Source organism: Arthrobacter sp. efr-133-R2A-120 (genome assembly GCF_030209835.1).
Classification (GTDB): Bacteria; Actinomycetota; Actinomycetes; order Actinomycetales; family Micrococcaceae; genus Arthrobacter.
Window position 1 is genome coordinate 38022 of sequence record NZ_JARVRF010000028.1, and the last position, 14737, is coordinate 52758.

Consider the following 14737-nt stretch of genomic DNA (forward strand, 5'->3'; position numbering starts at 1 on the left):
TCTTGTGACTTGCTTCCTTCTCAGACAGTCACTCTAGGATGAGGGATGACCACCACAGCAGCTGATCAAGCGCCCGCGCCCGACAACGAAACTGCCCAGGGAACCGCAATCGCCCCCGAACCTGTCGACGAGAATATCTGGCTCGAGGACATTCACGGCGAGGAACAGCTGGCCTGGGTACGGGAGCAAAATGCCCGCACCGAAGACTTGCTCGACGACGCCGACTACGCCGCATTGGAAGCCGGAATCCTGGAGGTTCTGGACTCCACGGACAGGATCGCCATGGTCAACAAGCGCGGCGAGCACTACTACAACTTCTGGAAGGACCAGCAGAACCCCAAGGGCCTCTGGCGCCGGACCACATGGCAGAGCTACCTCAGCGACGCCCCGGAATGGGACGTCCTCCTCGACATCGATGCACTCGCCGCAGCCGAGGGCGAAGAATGGGTTTTCCACGGCGCAAACTTCCTGCGCCCTGCCGATGGCGAACCGCACCGCCTCGCCATCATCGCCCTCTCCCCCGACGGCGGCGACGCCAACCGCCACCGCGAGTTCGACGTCGAATCCCGCACCTTCGTGGACCCTGCCGCAGGCGGCTTCGACCTTCCGACCGCGAAAGGCAACGTGAGCTGGCTCGACGCCGATACCCTCCTGGTTGCCACGACCGCCGACGGCCTGCCGAAAACCAGCTCTTCCTACGCGCGCACCGGGGTGAAGCTCCGTCGCGGCCAATCCCTGGCCGAAGCAGAGCGGATCTTCGAGATCCCCGAAGACCACATGATGGCGCTCGTCGCCCACGACTCCACCCCGGGATTCGAACGCACTTTCGCCGTGGACTGGATCGACTTCTTCAACCGGACCACTTCCGTGCTGCGCGACGACGCGTGGCTGGCCATTGATGTCCCCACTGACGTCAACCTCAGTTCCCACCGCGAATGGCTCATGTTCCGCCCACGGCAGGACTGGCACGTGGATGGAACCACCTACGCCGCCGGGTCCCTGTTGGCTGCCGACTTCGAGGGCTACTTGTCCGGGGCACGCGACTTCACCGTGCTTTTCACCCCGGATGAGCACACGTCCCTCCAGTCGTGGAGCTGGACCCGGAACTACCTCCTCCTGAACCTGCTGCACGACGTCTCTTCCGAAATCAGGGTGCTCGACCCGGCCAGCAAGGATTCCGCCGGCGGTTGGGCCTCGACTTTGTTGGATGCGTGCCCGCCGCTGCACGACGTGAACGCCTACGCCGTGGATGACGAGGACGAAGCAGAAGGCGACGACGCCGGCAACGACTACTGGCTCGTCGCTACCGGCTTCACCACCCCCACGACACTCATGCGCGGCACCTTGTCCCCGGGCATCGCCGGCTACACGCTCGACGCAGGCCATGACGGCGGGGTGGCGAGCACGCACGCAGTAGTGAAGTCCTCGCCGTCGTTCTTCAACGAGGCGGACTACGAGGTCCAGCAGCACTTCGCTACCTCAGCAGACGGTACGCGCGTGCCCTATTTCCAGGTCGCGTCCAAAGATCTGGACCTCGACGGCGAGAACCCCACACAGCTCTCGGGCTACGGCGGGTTCGAAGTCTCAAGGACCCCCGCCTACAGCGGAGCCATCGGGCGCGCCTGGCTGGAGCGCCGGAGCGAAAGCATCACGTCCGACGACGGCTCCGCGCCACATTCACGTGGCGGCGTCTACGTCGTGGCCAACATCCGCGGCGGCGGCGAGTATGGTCCCGCATGGCACCGGGCAGCCTTGCAGGAGAATCGGCACCGCGCGTTCGAGGATTTCGCCGCTGTGGCGCAGCATCTCATTTCGCGGGGCGTCACCAGTCCGCGGAGGCTCGGCTGCGTGGGCGGCTCCAACGGCGGACTACTGGTAGGCAACATGCTGACCCAGTACCCGGAGCTGTTCGGAGCGATCTCCTGCGGCGTCCCGTTGCTGGACATGCGCCGCTACACCAAGCTTTCGGCTGGCTACTCCTGGATTGCCGAGTACGGCGATCCCGACGTGCCGGAACAGTGGGAGTACATCCGCACCTTCTCGCCGTACCACCTGCTGCGCGACGGAGTGGAGTACCCGGAGACGTTCATCTGGACAGCCACCTCCGATGACCGTGTAGGCCCGGTCCAGGCCCGGAAGATGGCAGCCCGGATGCAGGCAATGGGCATCCCGAACGTGTGGTTCCACGAAGCACTTGAAGGCGGTCACGCAGGTGCCTCGGACAACCGCCAGGCGGCCTCGCTCCAAGCCCGCAGCCAGCACTTCCTGTGGCGGGCGCTTGCCGGCAAGAAGGGCTCGGGGCACTAGCGCCCTTAACGGCGGAGCCCCCGACGGCAGCCCGCGTCCCCGTTTTGCACTGGGTGCCCAGTTCTGCGTATCCTTGGTTGGCTAGCAATAGCAACTGGAGACGTGCCAGAGCGGCCGAATGGGCTTCACTGCTAATGAAGTGTGGGGCACAACTCCACCGGGGGTTCAAATCCCCCCGTCTCCGCGTTTTGGCCCCGGTCCCTGACCGGGGCCTTTTTGCGTTCCGGGAGTTTTGGGTTCCGGGACTTTCAGCGTTCCTTGGTCTTTTCGTTACGGTCTTCAGCGGCCACGGTCTTCAGCGGCCGATCCTGGCGGCGAAGATTCATGTCTCCGACTCTTTGAATTCAGCTCGCGCCAATAGCCTCGTCCGGGTAACGGAGACCAACGACGAGGAGAGATTCATGCGTTCAATGACGAGATTCGCGATCGCGACGGTTGGGGCCGTCCTGTTGTCAACCGCGTTGCTCACTCCGCCGGCACTGGCGGCCAACCCCGGTAGCAACACTTCGGGACAGAATAGCTCCAACGGCAACGGACACCAAGGCAATACCGAAGGCTTCAGCTTCGGCGTCATCGGCGACGTACCCTACGGTGCCGCTGAGATCCAAGCCTTCCCGTCCTACATCCAGGACCTCAACGCACACAAGGAACTGAGCTTTGTAGCACACGTGGGCGATATCAAGAACGGATCTTCCCAGTGCACTGACGAGTACTTCGAAGCCATCAAGAAGAACTTCGAAAGCTTTACTGCTCCGCTCGTCTACACCCCGGGGGACAACGAGTGGACTGACTGTCACCGAGCGAACAACGGTGCCTACAACCCGTTGGAAAGACTAGCCAAGGTTCGGGAAGTGTTCTTCCCGAAGCCGGGTGTCACGCTTGGTTCGCCCATGCAGGTGAAGTCACAGGCAAAGGAAGGCTTCCCGGAGAACGTCAGCTTCCGCAAGCATGAGGTCGCCTTCACTGCGGTCAACATTCCGGGCAGCGATAATTCGATGCTGCCTTGGACGGGACTCGGCCAGACCCAGCCCACCGCCGCCCAAGTGGACGAGGTACAGCAGAGGACCGAGGCTGACATCCAGGAGTTGAGGGACACCTTCCGCAAGGCGCGGAACAACGGCGACCGGGCCGTCGTCGTGATGACGCAGGCGGACATGTTCGACCCGACAGTCGCAGCCCCTTCACAGGCGGATTTTGGCGCTTTCAAACCCCTGGTGCAGACCTTGATCGAGGAATCGAACGCGTTCGGCGGCCCGGTCTACCTGATCAACGGCGACAGCCACGTTTACAACCAAGACCACCCCCTCGCCGCCGGTTCCACGTGGCTGTCCTTCTACGGTCAGGCCACAGCGGCGAAGAACCTGACGCGAATCACCGTGGATGGATCCAACAATGCCAAAGACTGGCTCAAGGTCACGGTCAACCCGGAGGAAGCAACGAGCGTCATGTCGTTCGAACGGGTCCCGTTCACGCACCCGGCTTCGTAGCCAAAGCGATCCAAGCAAGACGCGGATGGCCAAGAGTCGCCGGAGTCTCCGTGATGGAGGTTCCGGCGATTGGCGTCCCCAAGGCTCTCTAGCCGCGCCGTTTCTCGGGCTTGCTCACAACGCTGCGGCTGACTTCGGCTCCGGCGTGCCGGTGCAGCGTGAGGCTGTCCACCGTGCTCAACAGCATCACGGCAGCCATGGCGAGGAAGGCGCCACGGTACGCCGAGGAAGGGCCGTCGCCGAAGAACGACGGATGGTCGAAGAGACGCAGGAAGAGCGCACCCACCGCAATACCGGCGCCCGCGGCCAGTTGCACCAACGTGGCTGACACTGCGTTGGCCGAGGGAAGCTCCCCCGGGACGATATCCGCATACTGCACGGAGGCGTACGCCGAGAAGCCGATCGAACGGAAGGCCCCGCTGGCCAGCAGCAAGGCAAAAATCAAAGGCTCCGGGGTCCCTGCGTTGAGGGCCGCACAAGCGGCAAAGGTGACGGCCGACGCGAAAGAGGCGAAGACCAACACAGGCTTGAAACCGAACCGCCGAATGATGGGCGTGGTGGCCGGCTTGATGCCGATGTTGCCGATGAACACCGCGGCCACCATCGCACCGGATTTAAGTGGATCCCAGCCAAAGCCGTCCTGGAACAACAGCGGTAGCAGAAACGGCACCGAGCTGATGGTCAGGCGATAGACGAACCCTCCGGTGGAAGTGGCCCGGAACGTGCGAGTGGCGAAAACCCGGAGATCGAAGAGCGGGGCCTTGGCCTTGAGCATCCACCACGCCGCTCCGGCCAAAGCCACCGCTCCGGCCAGCAGCACGGCTGCCGGGACCGCGCCCGCGCCATGGCCGCCAACCCCTTCAAGACCCACCACAAGCGATCCGACGCCGAAAGTGGTGAGTGTGAGGCCGAGCCAGTCGAGCCGCCGGCCGGCATCGCCTCCCGTTCGCGGAACCAGCCTCAGGGCTGCAATGAACGCAGCAAGGCCCAGCGGGACGTTGATCAGGAAGATCCAGTGCCAGGAAAGGTAGGTTGTGAAAGCTCCGCCCACAAGCGGCGCCAAAACGGGGGCCAACAACCCGGGCCAAACAAGGAATGCCGTGGCTCGGAGGAGCTCCGACTTGGGTGTGCCCCGCAGCACTACGAGAGTCCCTACCGGCACCATCATCGCCCCACCGGCGCCTTGTGCCACCCGGCTCAACGTCAACAGGGTGAGATCCTGGCTTGCTGCGCACAGCAGCGACGCAACGGTGAACACAGCGATAGCCAGACAGAAGATCCGACGCGCGCCAAAGCGTTCTGCGAGCCAACTGCTGAGCGGAATTCCCATGGCCACGGTCACCAAGTAAGCAGTCATCGTAACGTTGACATCGGCCGAGACCACTTTGAAGTCGGCCGCGATGCTCGGCATGGCGGTAGTAAGGACTGTTCCGTCCAGGAACTCCATGAAGAAGGTGGCGGCAACCAGCAACGCGAGCCGTGGCTGCCACTTGGATTCGGGCTGGACGTCCGGGGCTGCGCCCATCACGCTGCTTGACCGAGGACGAGAGGCAACACCGATCCTGCCCCGGCTTGCCTGAGGGCGCGGCCAGCAACAGTCATGGTCCAGCGGCTGTCCGCCAGGTCATCGACCAAGAGGATGCCTTGACCCCCTAGGGATGCAAGGTTCTGTCCAAGTTCCGGACCCACCACGAGGCGCTCCCAGACGCCGGCGAGCCGATAGGCGCTGTTGCCACCGCGCCCGCCCGTGGGGCCGCCGTGCTGGAGTTCGAGGGAACCCAAATACGGCATCTGGCCGATCCCGGCGATGCCGCGGGCCAAGGATTCGACGAGCGCCGGCTTGTTCCTGGACGGGATGCTCACGACGGCCGCCGGACGCCCTTGGCCGCTCCACCCGGTGGATCGGCCGTCACCGGCAGACCATTCGCGCAAGACCTGCACGCAGGCCTGCAACATGGCAGGTTCAACCTCGCGGTCAGCCGCCCCGGCGGCAAAAAGTTCACGGAGGGCACCACCCCAGCCGAGATCGGTCAGGCGGGCCAGGACGCGTCCTTCGGCCAGCAACTCGTCGGGCTTGATCTTGCCTTTTACCGTCACGCCCAGCCGGTCCATGCCACTGGGCCATTGAAGCCGTGGCTCGAGCGCTAGACCCGCGCGCCGGAGGGTCTGCACGGCGGCGTCGGCGGCTGCGGCTGCCACGTCCGCCGGGAACCACTTGCCGGCGCAATTGTCGCAACGGCCGCATGCACGTGCGGATTCGTCGTCCAGGACCGCGGTGATGTATTCCATGCGGCATCCGGCGGTGTCCTGGTAAATCACCATGGAATCCTGCTCATCCACCCGGGCCTCGGCGATGCGGGCGTAGCGTTCGGCGTCGTAGATCCACGGACGTCCCGTGGACCTCCAGCCACCGCCTACGCGCTCCACCGCTCCATCCACCGCCAAGACCTTCAGCAGGAGTTCCAAGGGCGTCCGGCGCAGGTCCACCCGCGCCTCAAGGGCCACCGTTGACAAGGCAGAGCCGGATTCGGCCAAGACGTTGAGGACGGCTGCGGCCTTTTCCTCCGAGGGCATAGAAGCAGTCGCAAAGTACTGCCAGATTTCGCGGTCCTCGGATCCGGGCAGGAGGAGCACATCCGCATTCGCGGCGCCACGGCCGGCACGGCCGACTTGCTGGTAGTAAGCCACCGGCGATGACGGGGCACCAAGGTGGATGACGAACCCGAGATCCGGTTTATCGAAGCCCATGCCGAGCGCCGAGGTGGCAACGAGCGCCTTCACTTGGTTGTCCTTGAGGAGTTGCTCGGCCCGTTCACGATCCGCGGGGTCCGTCCGCCCGGTGTAGGACAAGACGTTGTGGCCTGCCTCGGAGAGCAGCCGTGCGGTGTCTACAGCGGCCGAAACGGTCAAGGTATAGATGATTCCGCTGCCTGGCATGTCTGCCAGATGGGTCAGCAACCAGCCAAGGCGATCCCGCGAATCGGCGAGCTTCAAGACACCCAGCCGCAAGGACTCGCGGCCAAGCTGCCCGCGGATGGTCAGCACTCCGGCGCCGAGCTGCTCTTCGATGTCATGAACCACCCGGGAGTTGGCCGTGGCTGTGGTGGCCAGCACTGGAACACTGCCAGGCAGTTGCTCGATGAGATCGGAAATGCGCCTATAGTCGGGACGGAAATCGTGTCCCCAGTCCGAAATGCAGTGAGCCTCGTCAATCACGAGGAGACCGGTACGCCGGATGAGCTCGGGAAGTTGGTTTTCCCGGAACGAAGGATTGGTGAGCCGCTCCGGCGAAACCAGGAGAACATCCACCTCGTCCGCGGCCAGTTGCTCGCGGACGTTGTCCCACTCAAGTTGATTGGCGGAGTTGATCGCCACGGCTCGCACGCCGGCACGCGCGGCCGCCGCCACTTGATCCCGCATGAGCGCAAGCAGCGGCGAAACGATGAGCGTGGGCCCTGCGCCCCGGCGCCTCAACAGCAACGACGAGACGAAGTACACAGCCGACTTGCCCCAGCCCGTCCGCTGCACCACCAAAGCGCGCCGTCCGGCGTCGACGAGCGCCTCAATCGCTTCGTACTGTCCATCGTGGAATCGGGCGTCTCCATTTCCCACAAGCTCCTTCAGGACTTCAAGGGCCTGCAGCCGGGTGGTGGACTGTTCCGCTGCGAGTAGGGCAGCATCCGGGTTGTTGGGCATGGCTTCAGTATTCCAGCACCCGCAGACAGCCAGAACCCGGAACGTCATCTATGTGGACAAGCGTTTTCCACAGAGATGGCGTCCCTGCGCAGCGACGCCCCCGCTCCACAGTAAGATTGAGCGCGTGACTAGCGAGCAGAACAAGACATTTGACCTCTCAGCTTCCTTCAAGGCCTATGACGTGCGGGGAATCGTCGGCGAATCCATCACATCCCACATCGTGGAATCCGTCGGCGCGGCCTTCGTCGACACCCTCGGCCTGGCTGGCGAGACTGTGCTGGTTGGCGGCGACATGCGCCCGTCATCCCCCGAATTCATCAAGGCATTCGCCGACGGCGCTGCTCGCCGCGGCGCCAATGTCCAGCTCCTGGACCTCATCTCCACCGACGAGCTCTACTACGCCTGCGGTGCCCTGAACGCGGCTGGTGCCACGTTCACCGCAAGCCACAACCCCGCCGAGTACAACGGCATCAAGATGTCCAAGGCCGGCGCCCAGCCGATCTCCTCCGAAACAGGCCTCAAGGAAATCCAGGCGCTGGCGGAGAAGTACCTCAACAACGGAAGCATCCCGGCTGCAGATGTACAAGGCAAGATCAGCACCCGCGACGTCCTGAAGGACTACTCGGAGTACTTGCGCAGCCTGGTTGAACTCAAGGGCTCCCGTCCGCTGAAGATCGTCGTCGACGCTGGAAACGGCATGGCCGGGCTGACCACTCCCGCAGTGCTTGGTGACCAGCTGCTTCCTGCCCTGCCGTTCGAGATCGTCCCGCTGTACTTTGAGCTGGACGGCTCTTTCCCGAATCACCCGGCCAATCCGCTTGAGCCCGAAAACCTGCGCGATCTTCAGGCCGCAGTCATCGAGCACGGCGCGGATATCGGCCTGGCGTTCGACGGCGACGCCGACCGTTGCTTCGTGATTGACGAGAAGGGCGAACCGGTATCTCCGTCTGCCATCACCGGTATGGTTGCGCGTCGGGAAATCGCCCGCGCACAGGCAGCGGGTGAAGAGACACCCGTGATCATCCACAACCTGCTGACCTCGCGAGCAGTCCCGGAACTCGTGGCGACGGATGGTGGCAGGGCCGTTCGCACGCGCGTGGGCCACTCGTTCATCAAGGCTGTCATGGCCGAAGAAGGAGCCGTCTTCGGCGGCGAACACTCGGCGCACTTCTACTTCCGCGATTTTTGGAACGCAGACACCGGCATGCTCGCGGCCATGCACGTCTTGGCGGCACTGGGCGAGCAGGACGGCCCGCTGTCCGAGCTTGGCCGCCAGTACGAGCCGTATGTCTCTTCCGGTGAAATCAATTCCGAAATCGAAGACAAGGCAGGAGCCATTGAGCGGGTGCGCGCCGATTTCGATGACGAAGACGTCGACGTGGACACCATGGACGGCAGCACGTTCACCGCGAAGGACGGCAGCTGGTGGTTCAATCTTCGCCCGTCCAACACTGAACCGTTCCTGCGCCTGAACGCCGAGGCGAAGGATGTTGCCACCATGGAAAAGGTCCGGGACCGCGTGCTTGCACTGGTCCGGTCCTAACCGGCAGCCCCGAAGGCGAGCAGGAGCATGAGCACGGCAAGCAACGGCCTCGAAAGCACAAAGGAACAAGAGCTCCGCGAAGTCCGTGAAACGCTTGGTGCCGCCCTGGCGACGGCGCAGGAACATTTGGAACAAAACGGTGGCTTCCTGCCCTTCGCAGTCACGCTCGCGGAGGATAACGAACTTCGGATCGTCTTCGTAACGCCCGGAGAGCCGGACGACGAGGGACACGTCGACACGGAGTTGATGTTGGCAGACATCCTCGAATTGCTGCGCCAAGGCCGTGACGAATACCGCGCGGTGGCGATCGCCAGCGACGTCATCCTTCCGGAACACGGCTCGGACGGGATTCACGCCGCGGCTGAGCACCGTAGCGGCGGGCTGATGGCAGCCGTCGTCCCCTATGTCCAGATCGCCGAAGGCTTCACCTTTGACAATGCCGAAGCTGACACCAATGAACGCCTCGTATGGGTTGACTAGACCTTACTCCGTAAGCTTGAGGGCATGAAGATCAATGCCTTCGCGGATGTGAGCCTGCGTGCGCTCCTGGTTCTCTCGTCCGCGCCCGCAGGTGAACTCCTGACGACCCAAAACATCGCAGACGCAGTAGGGACTCCTTACCACCACGTCAGCAAGGCCATTGTTCGGCTACGGGAGCTGGGCCTCATCGACGTCGAGCGAGGACGCAAAGGGGGATCCCGGCTCAGCGCCGCCGGACAGAAGGCCACCGTTGGCCACATCCTGCGGGAGTTGAATAACAGGCCCGATCCCGCCGAGTGCCAATCCGTGCATGGCGACTGCCCCCTGATCACCGAATGCGGCCTTCGCCATGCCCTGGCCCGCGCAAGGGAAGCCTTCTACCGGGAACTGGACGACGTCGTCGTATCCTCCCTACCGCGCCTGCGGCAAATGGCGCCGGCGTTCCAGGCGATCGGGCTACGCCCGGGGCTGTAAACCAGGGTCCTGGCGCGCCTCTGTCATCTCCGGGCTGTCGATTCGCCAAATCCTTCTACAGCGTGTAGAAATTTAGCTATAGATACTTGCATTCCAAATACAAGTATTGATCTCGGTCCGCATGCAACCCCACGGGCCACTACGACAGGAGTACCTATGCTCTCGGACAAGTCCTTCCCCGTCATCGAGGCCACCTTGCCGCTCGTCGGCTCCCGGATTGGTGACATCACCCCCAAGTTCTACTCCCGCCTCTTCGCTGCGCACCCCGAACTGCTCGATGGGCTATTCAGCCGTTCGAACCAGCGCTCCGGCAACCAGCAACAGGCCCTGGCTGGGAGCATCGCCGCGTTCGCAAGCCATCTGGTGAGCAACCCCGGCACCCTTCCGGAGACGGTCCTGTCGCGCATTGCACACCGCCATGCTGCCCTGGGGATCACCGAGCCGCAGTACCAAGTGGTCTACGAGCACCTCTTCGCCGCCATCGCGGAGGACCTGGCAGAAGTCATCACCCCTGAAATCGCCGAAGCCTGGACAGAGGTCTATTGGCTCATGGCAGACGCGCTGATCAAGCTCGAAAAGGGGCTCTACGCAGCGCAGGCCAACGGCAGGATGTGGAGCCCTCGGAAGGTCGTGTCCAAGACTCCCGCCGGTACCGGGTCCATGACCTTCACCCTGGAGCCGGCCGACGATACCGCCATCACCGCAGCACTGCCGGGCCAATACATCAGCGTCAAGGTCACCCTCCCGGACGGCCTGCGCCAGGTCCGCCAGTACTCGCTTTCGGGCGATGCCGGCACCAGCCGTAGCTTCACGACCAAGATCGACGACGGCGGCGAGGTCTCGCCCGTGTTGCACAACACGGTCGTGGTGGGCGATGTCCTGGAGATCTCCAACCCCTACGGCGAGATCACGCTCAAGGATGGCGACGGTCCCGTGGTCCTCGCCTCGGCCGGAATCGGCTGCACGCCCACGGCTTCCATCCTGCGCTCGCTCGCCGATTCCGGCTCCGACCGCCAAATCCTGGTCCTGCACGCGGAGAGCAATCTGGACAGTTGGGCCTTGCGCGGGCAGATGACGGACGACGTCGAGCGCCTGGACGCAGCGGAACTCCAGCTCTGGCTGGAGGAACCGCAGCCCGGGTCCAATGCCGGCTTCATGTCCCTGCGCGAAGTGGACCTTCCGGCGGATGCCTCGCTGTATCTGTGCGGACCGCTGCCATTCATGAAGCACATCCGCAACGAAGCCATCAACGCCGGAATCCCTGCCACAAAGATTCACTACGAAGTCTTCGGACCTGATATCTGGCTCGCCAACTAGCAAGCAGCAGATGACCCCAACTAGTCCCCACCGCCACCCTCGCCTCGCAAGTCCCCACCGGGTCCCAGCCCTCGCAAGCTCAGGCAGGGACCCTCGCCGGTGGGCCCCCACGGCCAAGGAACCCTGGCGGCGTGGGCCCACGCAGTTGTTGTCGTTTTGGAGCCTCAAAACGACAACAACTGCGAGTCAGTTGGGCGGCCCAACCAGCAGTGGCAGCATCACTTCATCCACCACGTGCACCAAGAAATCGTCATCAATCGGCATTCCGGAGAAGATGAACCTCTGCCTGAGCAAGGCGGGGCCGGCTTCGATCCTCGTCTCCGTGGCCAGGCCGGGATCGCATTCGCCGCGGGCCGCGGCCTGCTCAATGATCGCGCGCATGATCTTAGCTACGTTGCCGCGGGCGTACTCCCGGATCTGAGCCGCCACCGCCGGATTCTGGAGCGCCTCCCCCAACAACCCGCGCATGGCTTGCCCCACCGCTCCTTCCAGTTGTTGGGCCACGAGCCGCAATATCGCCAGGGCGTCTTCGCGCAGGCTGCCGGTATCCGGCGCGGATGCCGGACCGGGCATGGCATCGTAGGCTGCCTCGAGCACCAAGGCCGCACGTCCGGGCCACCGCCTGTAGAGCGAAGCTTTACTCGCCCTGGCGCGTTCGGCCACGCTGTCCATCGTCAACGCCGCGTAGCCTGACTCGGCGATCTCTGCCCGGACTGCTTCGAAGATTGCGCTGTTCAGGGCCGCCCCGCGGCGGCGCGGCAACTTTCGATGGTCCCGCTGTTCGGGTGTCTGGTCCCGTTGCCCCGGCATCTCAAGGCCTCTCCGCCGAGGCGCCCGGAAGGACCACTCCCAGGGTTCCGTCCACGAGCACATCCTGCCCGTCAACCAATGTGCTGGTGCCCGAACCGGTGCCCATAACGGCCGGAATTCCGTATTCCCTTGCAACGATTGCCGCATGCGAGCCGAGCCCACCGGCGTCCACCACAACCGCGGCTGCCCGCTGGAACAGCGGCGTCCAGGCGGGGTTGGTGTATGGGCAGACGAGGACCTCTCCGCTGCGCAGCAGTCCGAACTCCGCCGGCCCGCGGATCACGCGGACCGGCCCGCTCGCTCGGCCGCGGCTGGCTGCAGTGCCGGAGACGAGGGCCTCTTCCACCTGGCGGCCCTGGCGGCCCCGGCCAAAGAGCAAAGCCGGATCGAGCAGCGGGATGCCTTCGAGCTCGCGCCGCTTCGCCGCCCGAGCCAGCACAAGCGGCCGGAAACGGTCACGGAGCGAAGCCGGCAGCGCGCCGTCGTCGGCGTCAGTGATGGACTCGAGCTCCTCGAACCGCAGGTGGTAGATTTCGTCCGGCTCATCCAACACGCCGGCCAGCACCAGTCGGCGGCCGAGCTCCCGGTAGGCCCGGCGGATAGGCGGGATGGCTTTGGTGGCGTAGAAGTGGCTGTCCTCGCGGAACGCCATTCCGGCTTGGGCGGACTCAACGGCGGCGAGCACCCTCCGCCGCAGCAGTTCGAAGCGGAGAGCCGGATGGCGTTTCAATTCCACAAGCGCATTCCCGGCCTGTTCAACTGTTTGGGGCCGTTCTCCGGACATGGCCTTCACGAGCCCCAAAACCACCTCGGGGGCATCGGACCAAGTGGGCGAACTGCTGAGGACAACGCTCATGGTCTCACGGTGGCCGTACTCGAGCTGAAACGCCTCGAAAGCCTCGCGAAATGCACGATGTCCGTGTTCCTTTTCCAGCAAGTCCAGGAGCTCAAGGGGGCCTGAATCAAGTAGCGCGCGGGACAGCCCGGGATCGTCCGCCGCGATGGACGCGAGCCGTTCAAGGGCCCGGTTCGCTTGGCTCGTCCGGGTTTCCGCCCCGGAAATCAGGGCTGGCGCGAGCTTTGTCTTGCCCAGGAACAAGAGCATGAAACGCATTTTCAGCACCGGCACGAGGATGCCGGGCAGGTAGGAGACCCTCAAGTCCGTGATGCCCTGCATCGCCGCGAAGCATTCCCCGGCAAAGGCAGTGACCGCACGCCACCGCAGCGGGCCGAGGTCTTTGCCATTCAGTCGTTCGATGTTGTCGATAAACGAGGAGAAACGAGGATCCTGGGTCCAAGCGCGGGCGTTGAATCGCATCGCCCTGCGCAGCAAAGACGCTGGCGCGGCAAGCGTTCGAATGGTCGGGCGCGGCACAGGTGGGATGAGCTGCACCACCACCCCGTCCTCCTCCGGCAGCAGCTCCTCAACCGTAGGGAAGACCACACCCACGCTCCCGGCCATCCCGTGCAGCATGGCAAGGATTCCCCGGCTCATCCAGCCGGATACATCCAAGGGATACGGCCGCGACTGGAACATCTCTATGAAGAACGGCCCCACCCGTCGTTGGACCGCGTTGAGGACGGGCGGTTGGGGCGGAAGTGCGGTCATCGGCCTCGACTGCAGCAAGTACAGCTTTCCGCCGACCGCCGCCCATTCGATGTCCTGTGGCCGGCCGAAATGCTGCTGGGCCTTCTTTCCCAGCGTGGCCAATTCCGCCAATTCCGCAGCGGCGAGCCCGGGCGTCGCACCTTGGGCACCGGAGCTTTCTTGCGTGCCGCCGCCCTCAGCCGCGCCGATCACCACCTCGCGGCCACCGGGCGTGAAACTCAGCACCTTTCCCGAGGCGTCCAAGACATAATGCTCCGGCGTCACGCGCCCGGAGACCACGGCCTCACCCAGTCCGGGGTTCGCGTCCACCACCAGCTCGCCGCGCTCGCCCGTGACCGGGTTCGCAGTGAACAGGACACCTGCCATGGCGGCCGGCACCATCTTTTGCACGACGACGGCGATGGCCACCTCGTGCGGATCGATCCCCTGCCGCCGGCGATAGGCCTTGGCCCGGTCCGTCCACAACGATGCCCAGCAGCTGGCTACCGCCTGGACCACATCGTCCCCGCCTTGCACGTTGAGATAGGTGTCCTGCTGACCAGCGAACGCGGCTCCCGGAAGATCCTCCGCCGTAGCGCTGGACCGGACCGCGACCGCCCCGCCGCCCAGCCCCGCATAGGCATCGAGGATCTCCTGCCGCAGCCGGCCAGGCATTTCCGCTCCGGCGAAGAGGGCTCGCAGGGCGGCCCCGCCGGTGCCGTCGCCGCCGTCGGGCGCACCGCCGTCGGGCACTTCATCGGGTTCGACGGACAGAAAGCCGCGCAGCGCCGCCCCAACATTCGTTTCCGCCAGGAAGGACAGGTACGCGCTCGTGGTGACGATGAAACCCGGCGGCACCGGGAACCCTTGACGCACCAACTCCCCGAGAGCTGCACCCTTTCCACCGGCGACGGCGACGTCCCCCACGCCGAAATCGGCCAAGGGCGCGGTGGCCTGCCCGGTTATCTTGGACCCCTCATGCGGTCCTGACGCCAGAGTGGATTCTTTTGTGTACCGCTCGGCATCGTCCATGGC

10 protein-coding genes and 1 tRNA gene are annotated in these 14737 nt (G+C 64.4%); 7 read left to right on the top strand and 4 right to left on the bottom strand.

Features of this window, described 5'->3' with window-relative positions; translation table 11 throughout:
- The first annotated feature begins 45 nt into the window (after window positions 1-45).
- From QRN52_RS14065 to QRN52_RS14075, 3 genes are all read left to right on the top strand, one after another.
- Entirely contained in the window at window positions 46-2307 is a 2262-nt protein-coding gene (locus QRN52_RS14065; protein ID WP_284753440.1) for a prolyl oligopeptidase family serine peptidase, read from the top strand.
- Between the two features lie 96 nt (window positions 2308-2403).
- A tRNA-Ser gene (locus tag QRN52_RS14070) sits at window positions 2404-2491 on the top strand.
- 217 nt (window positions 2492-2708) lie between these two features.
- Entirely contained in the window at window positions 2709-3794 is a 1086-nt protein-coding gene (locus QRN52_RS14075; RefSeq protein WP_284753441.1) for a metallophosphoesterase family protein, read from the top strand.
- An 88-nt stretch (window positions 3795-3882) separates the two neighbouring features.
- Here QRN52_RS14075 and QRN52_RS14080 read toward each other — a convergent pair whose 3' ends face one another.
- Both QRN52_RS14080 and QRN52_RS14085 read right to left on the bottom strand, forming a co-directional pair.
- A complete protein-coding gene (locus QRN52_RS14080; protein ID WP_284753442.1) occupies window positions 3883-5319 on the bottom strand; it encodes an MFS transporter in 1437 nt (478 codons plus the stop codon).
- Complete coding sequence (locus QRN52_RS14085; protein WP_284753443.1) at window positions 5319-7490, bottom strand: DEAD/DEAH box helicase; 2172 nt, start codon at window positions 7488-7490, stop codon at window positions 5319-5321. The genes QRN52_RS14080 and QRN52_RS14085 overlap by 1 nt, the downstream gene beginning before the upstream one ends.
- A 124-nt stretch (window positions 7491-7614) precedes the next feature.
- Between QRN52_RS14085 and QRN52_RS14090 the strand changes: the two genes are divergently transcribed.
- The 4 genes from QRN52_RS14090 (at window position 7615) to QRN52_RS14105 (ending at window position 11304) form a co-directional block, all read left to right on the top strand.
- On the top strand, window positions 7615-9033 hold the full coding sequence (locus QRN52_RS14090) for a phosphomannomutase/phosphoglucomutase (RefSeq protein WP_284753444.1): 1419 nt from the start codon (window positions 7615-7617) through the stop codon (window positions 9031-9033).
- Window positions 9034-9060: 27 nt separating this feature from the next.
- Window positions 9061-9513 (top strand): hypothetical protein, encoded by a 453-nt coding sequence (locus QRN52_RS14095; RefSeq protein WP_284753445.1) that lies wholly within the window; start codon window positions 9061-9063, stop codon window positions 9511-9513.
- 24 nt (window positions 9514-9537) lie between these two features.
- Complete coding sequence (locus tag QRN52_RS14100) at window positions 9538-9987, top strand: RrF2 family transcriptional regulator (RefSeq protein WP_284753446.1); 450 nt, start codon at window positions 9538-9540, stop codon at window positions 9985-9987.
- A gap of 156 nt (window positions 9988-10143) precedes the next feature.
- Window positions 10144-11304: a globin domain-containing protein gene (locus QRN52_RS14105; protein ID WP_284753447.1), complete on the top strand. Its 1161-nt coding sequence runs from the start codon at window positions 10144-10146 to the stop codon at window positions 11302-11304.
- Window positions 11305-11490: 186 nt separating this feature from the next.
- On the opposite strand, the gene QRN52_RS14110 is transcribed toward QRN52_RS14105, so the two are convergent.
- Both QRN52_RS14110 and QRN52_RS14115 read right to left on the bottom strand, forming a co-directional pair.
- The gene (locus QRN52_RS14110) at window positions 11491-12114 is read right to left on the bottom strand and encodes a TetR/AcrR family transcriptional regulator (RefSeq protein ID WP_284753448.1); all 624 of its coding nucleotides are present in this window, start codon (window positions 12112-12114) and stop codon (window positions 11491-11493) included.
- Between the two features lies 1 nt (window position 12115).
- Window positions 12116-14734, bottom strand: coding sequence for a PEP/pyruvate-binding domain-containing protein (locus tag QRN52_RS14115; RefSeq protein ID WP_284753449.1), 2619 nt, complete (start codon window positions 14732-14734; stop codon window positions 12116-12118).
- Window positions 14735-14737 lie beyond the last annotated feature (3 nt).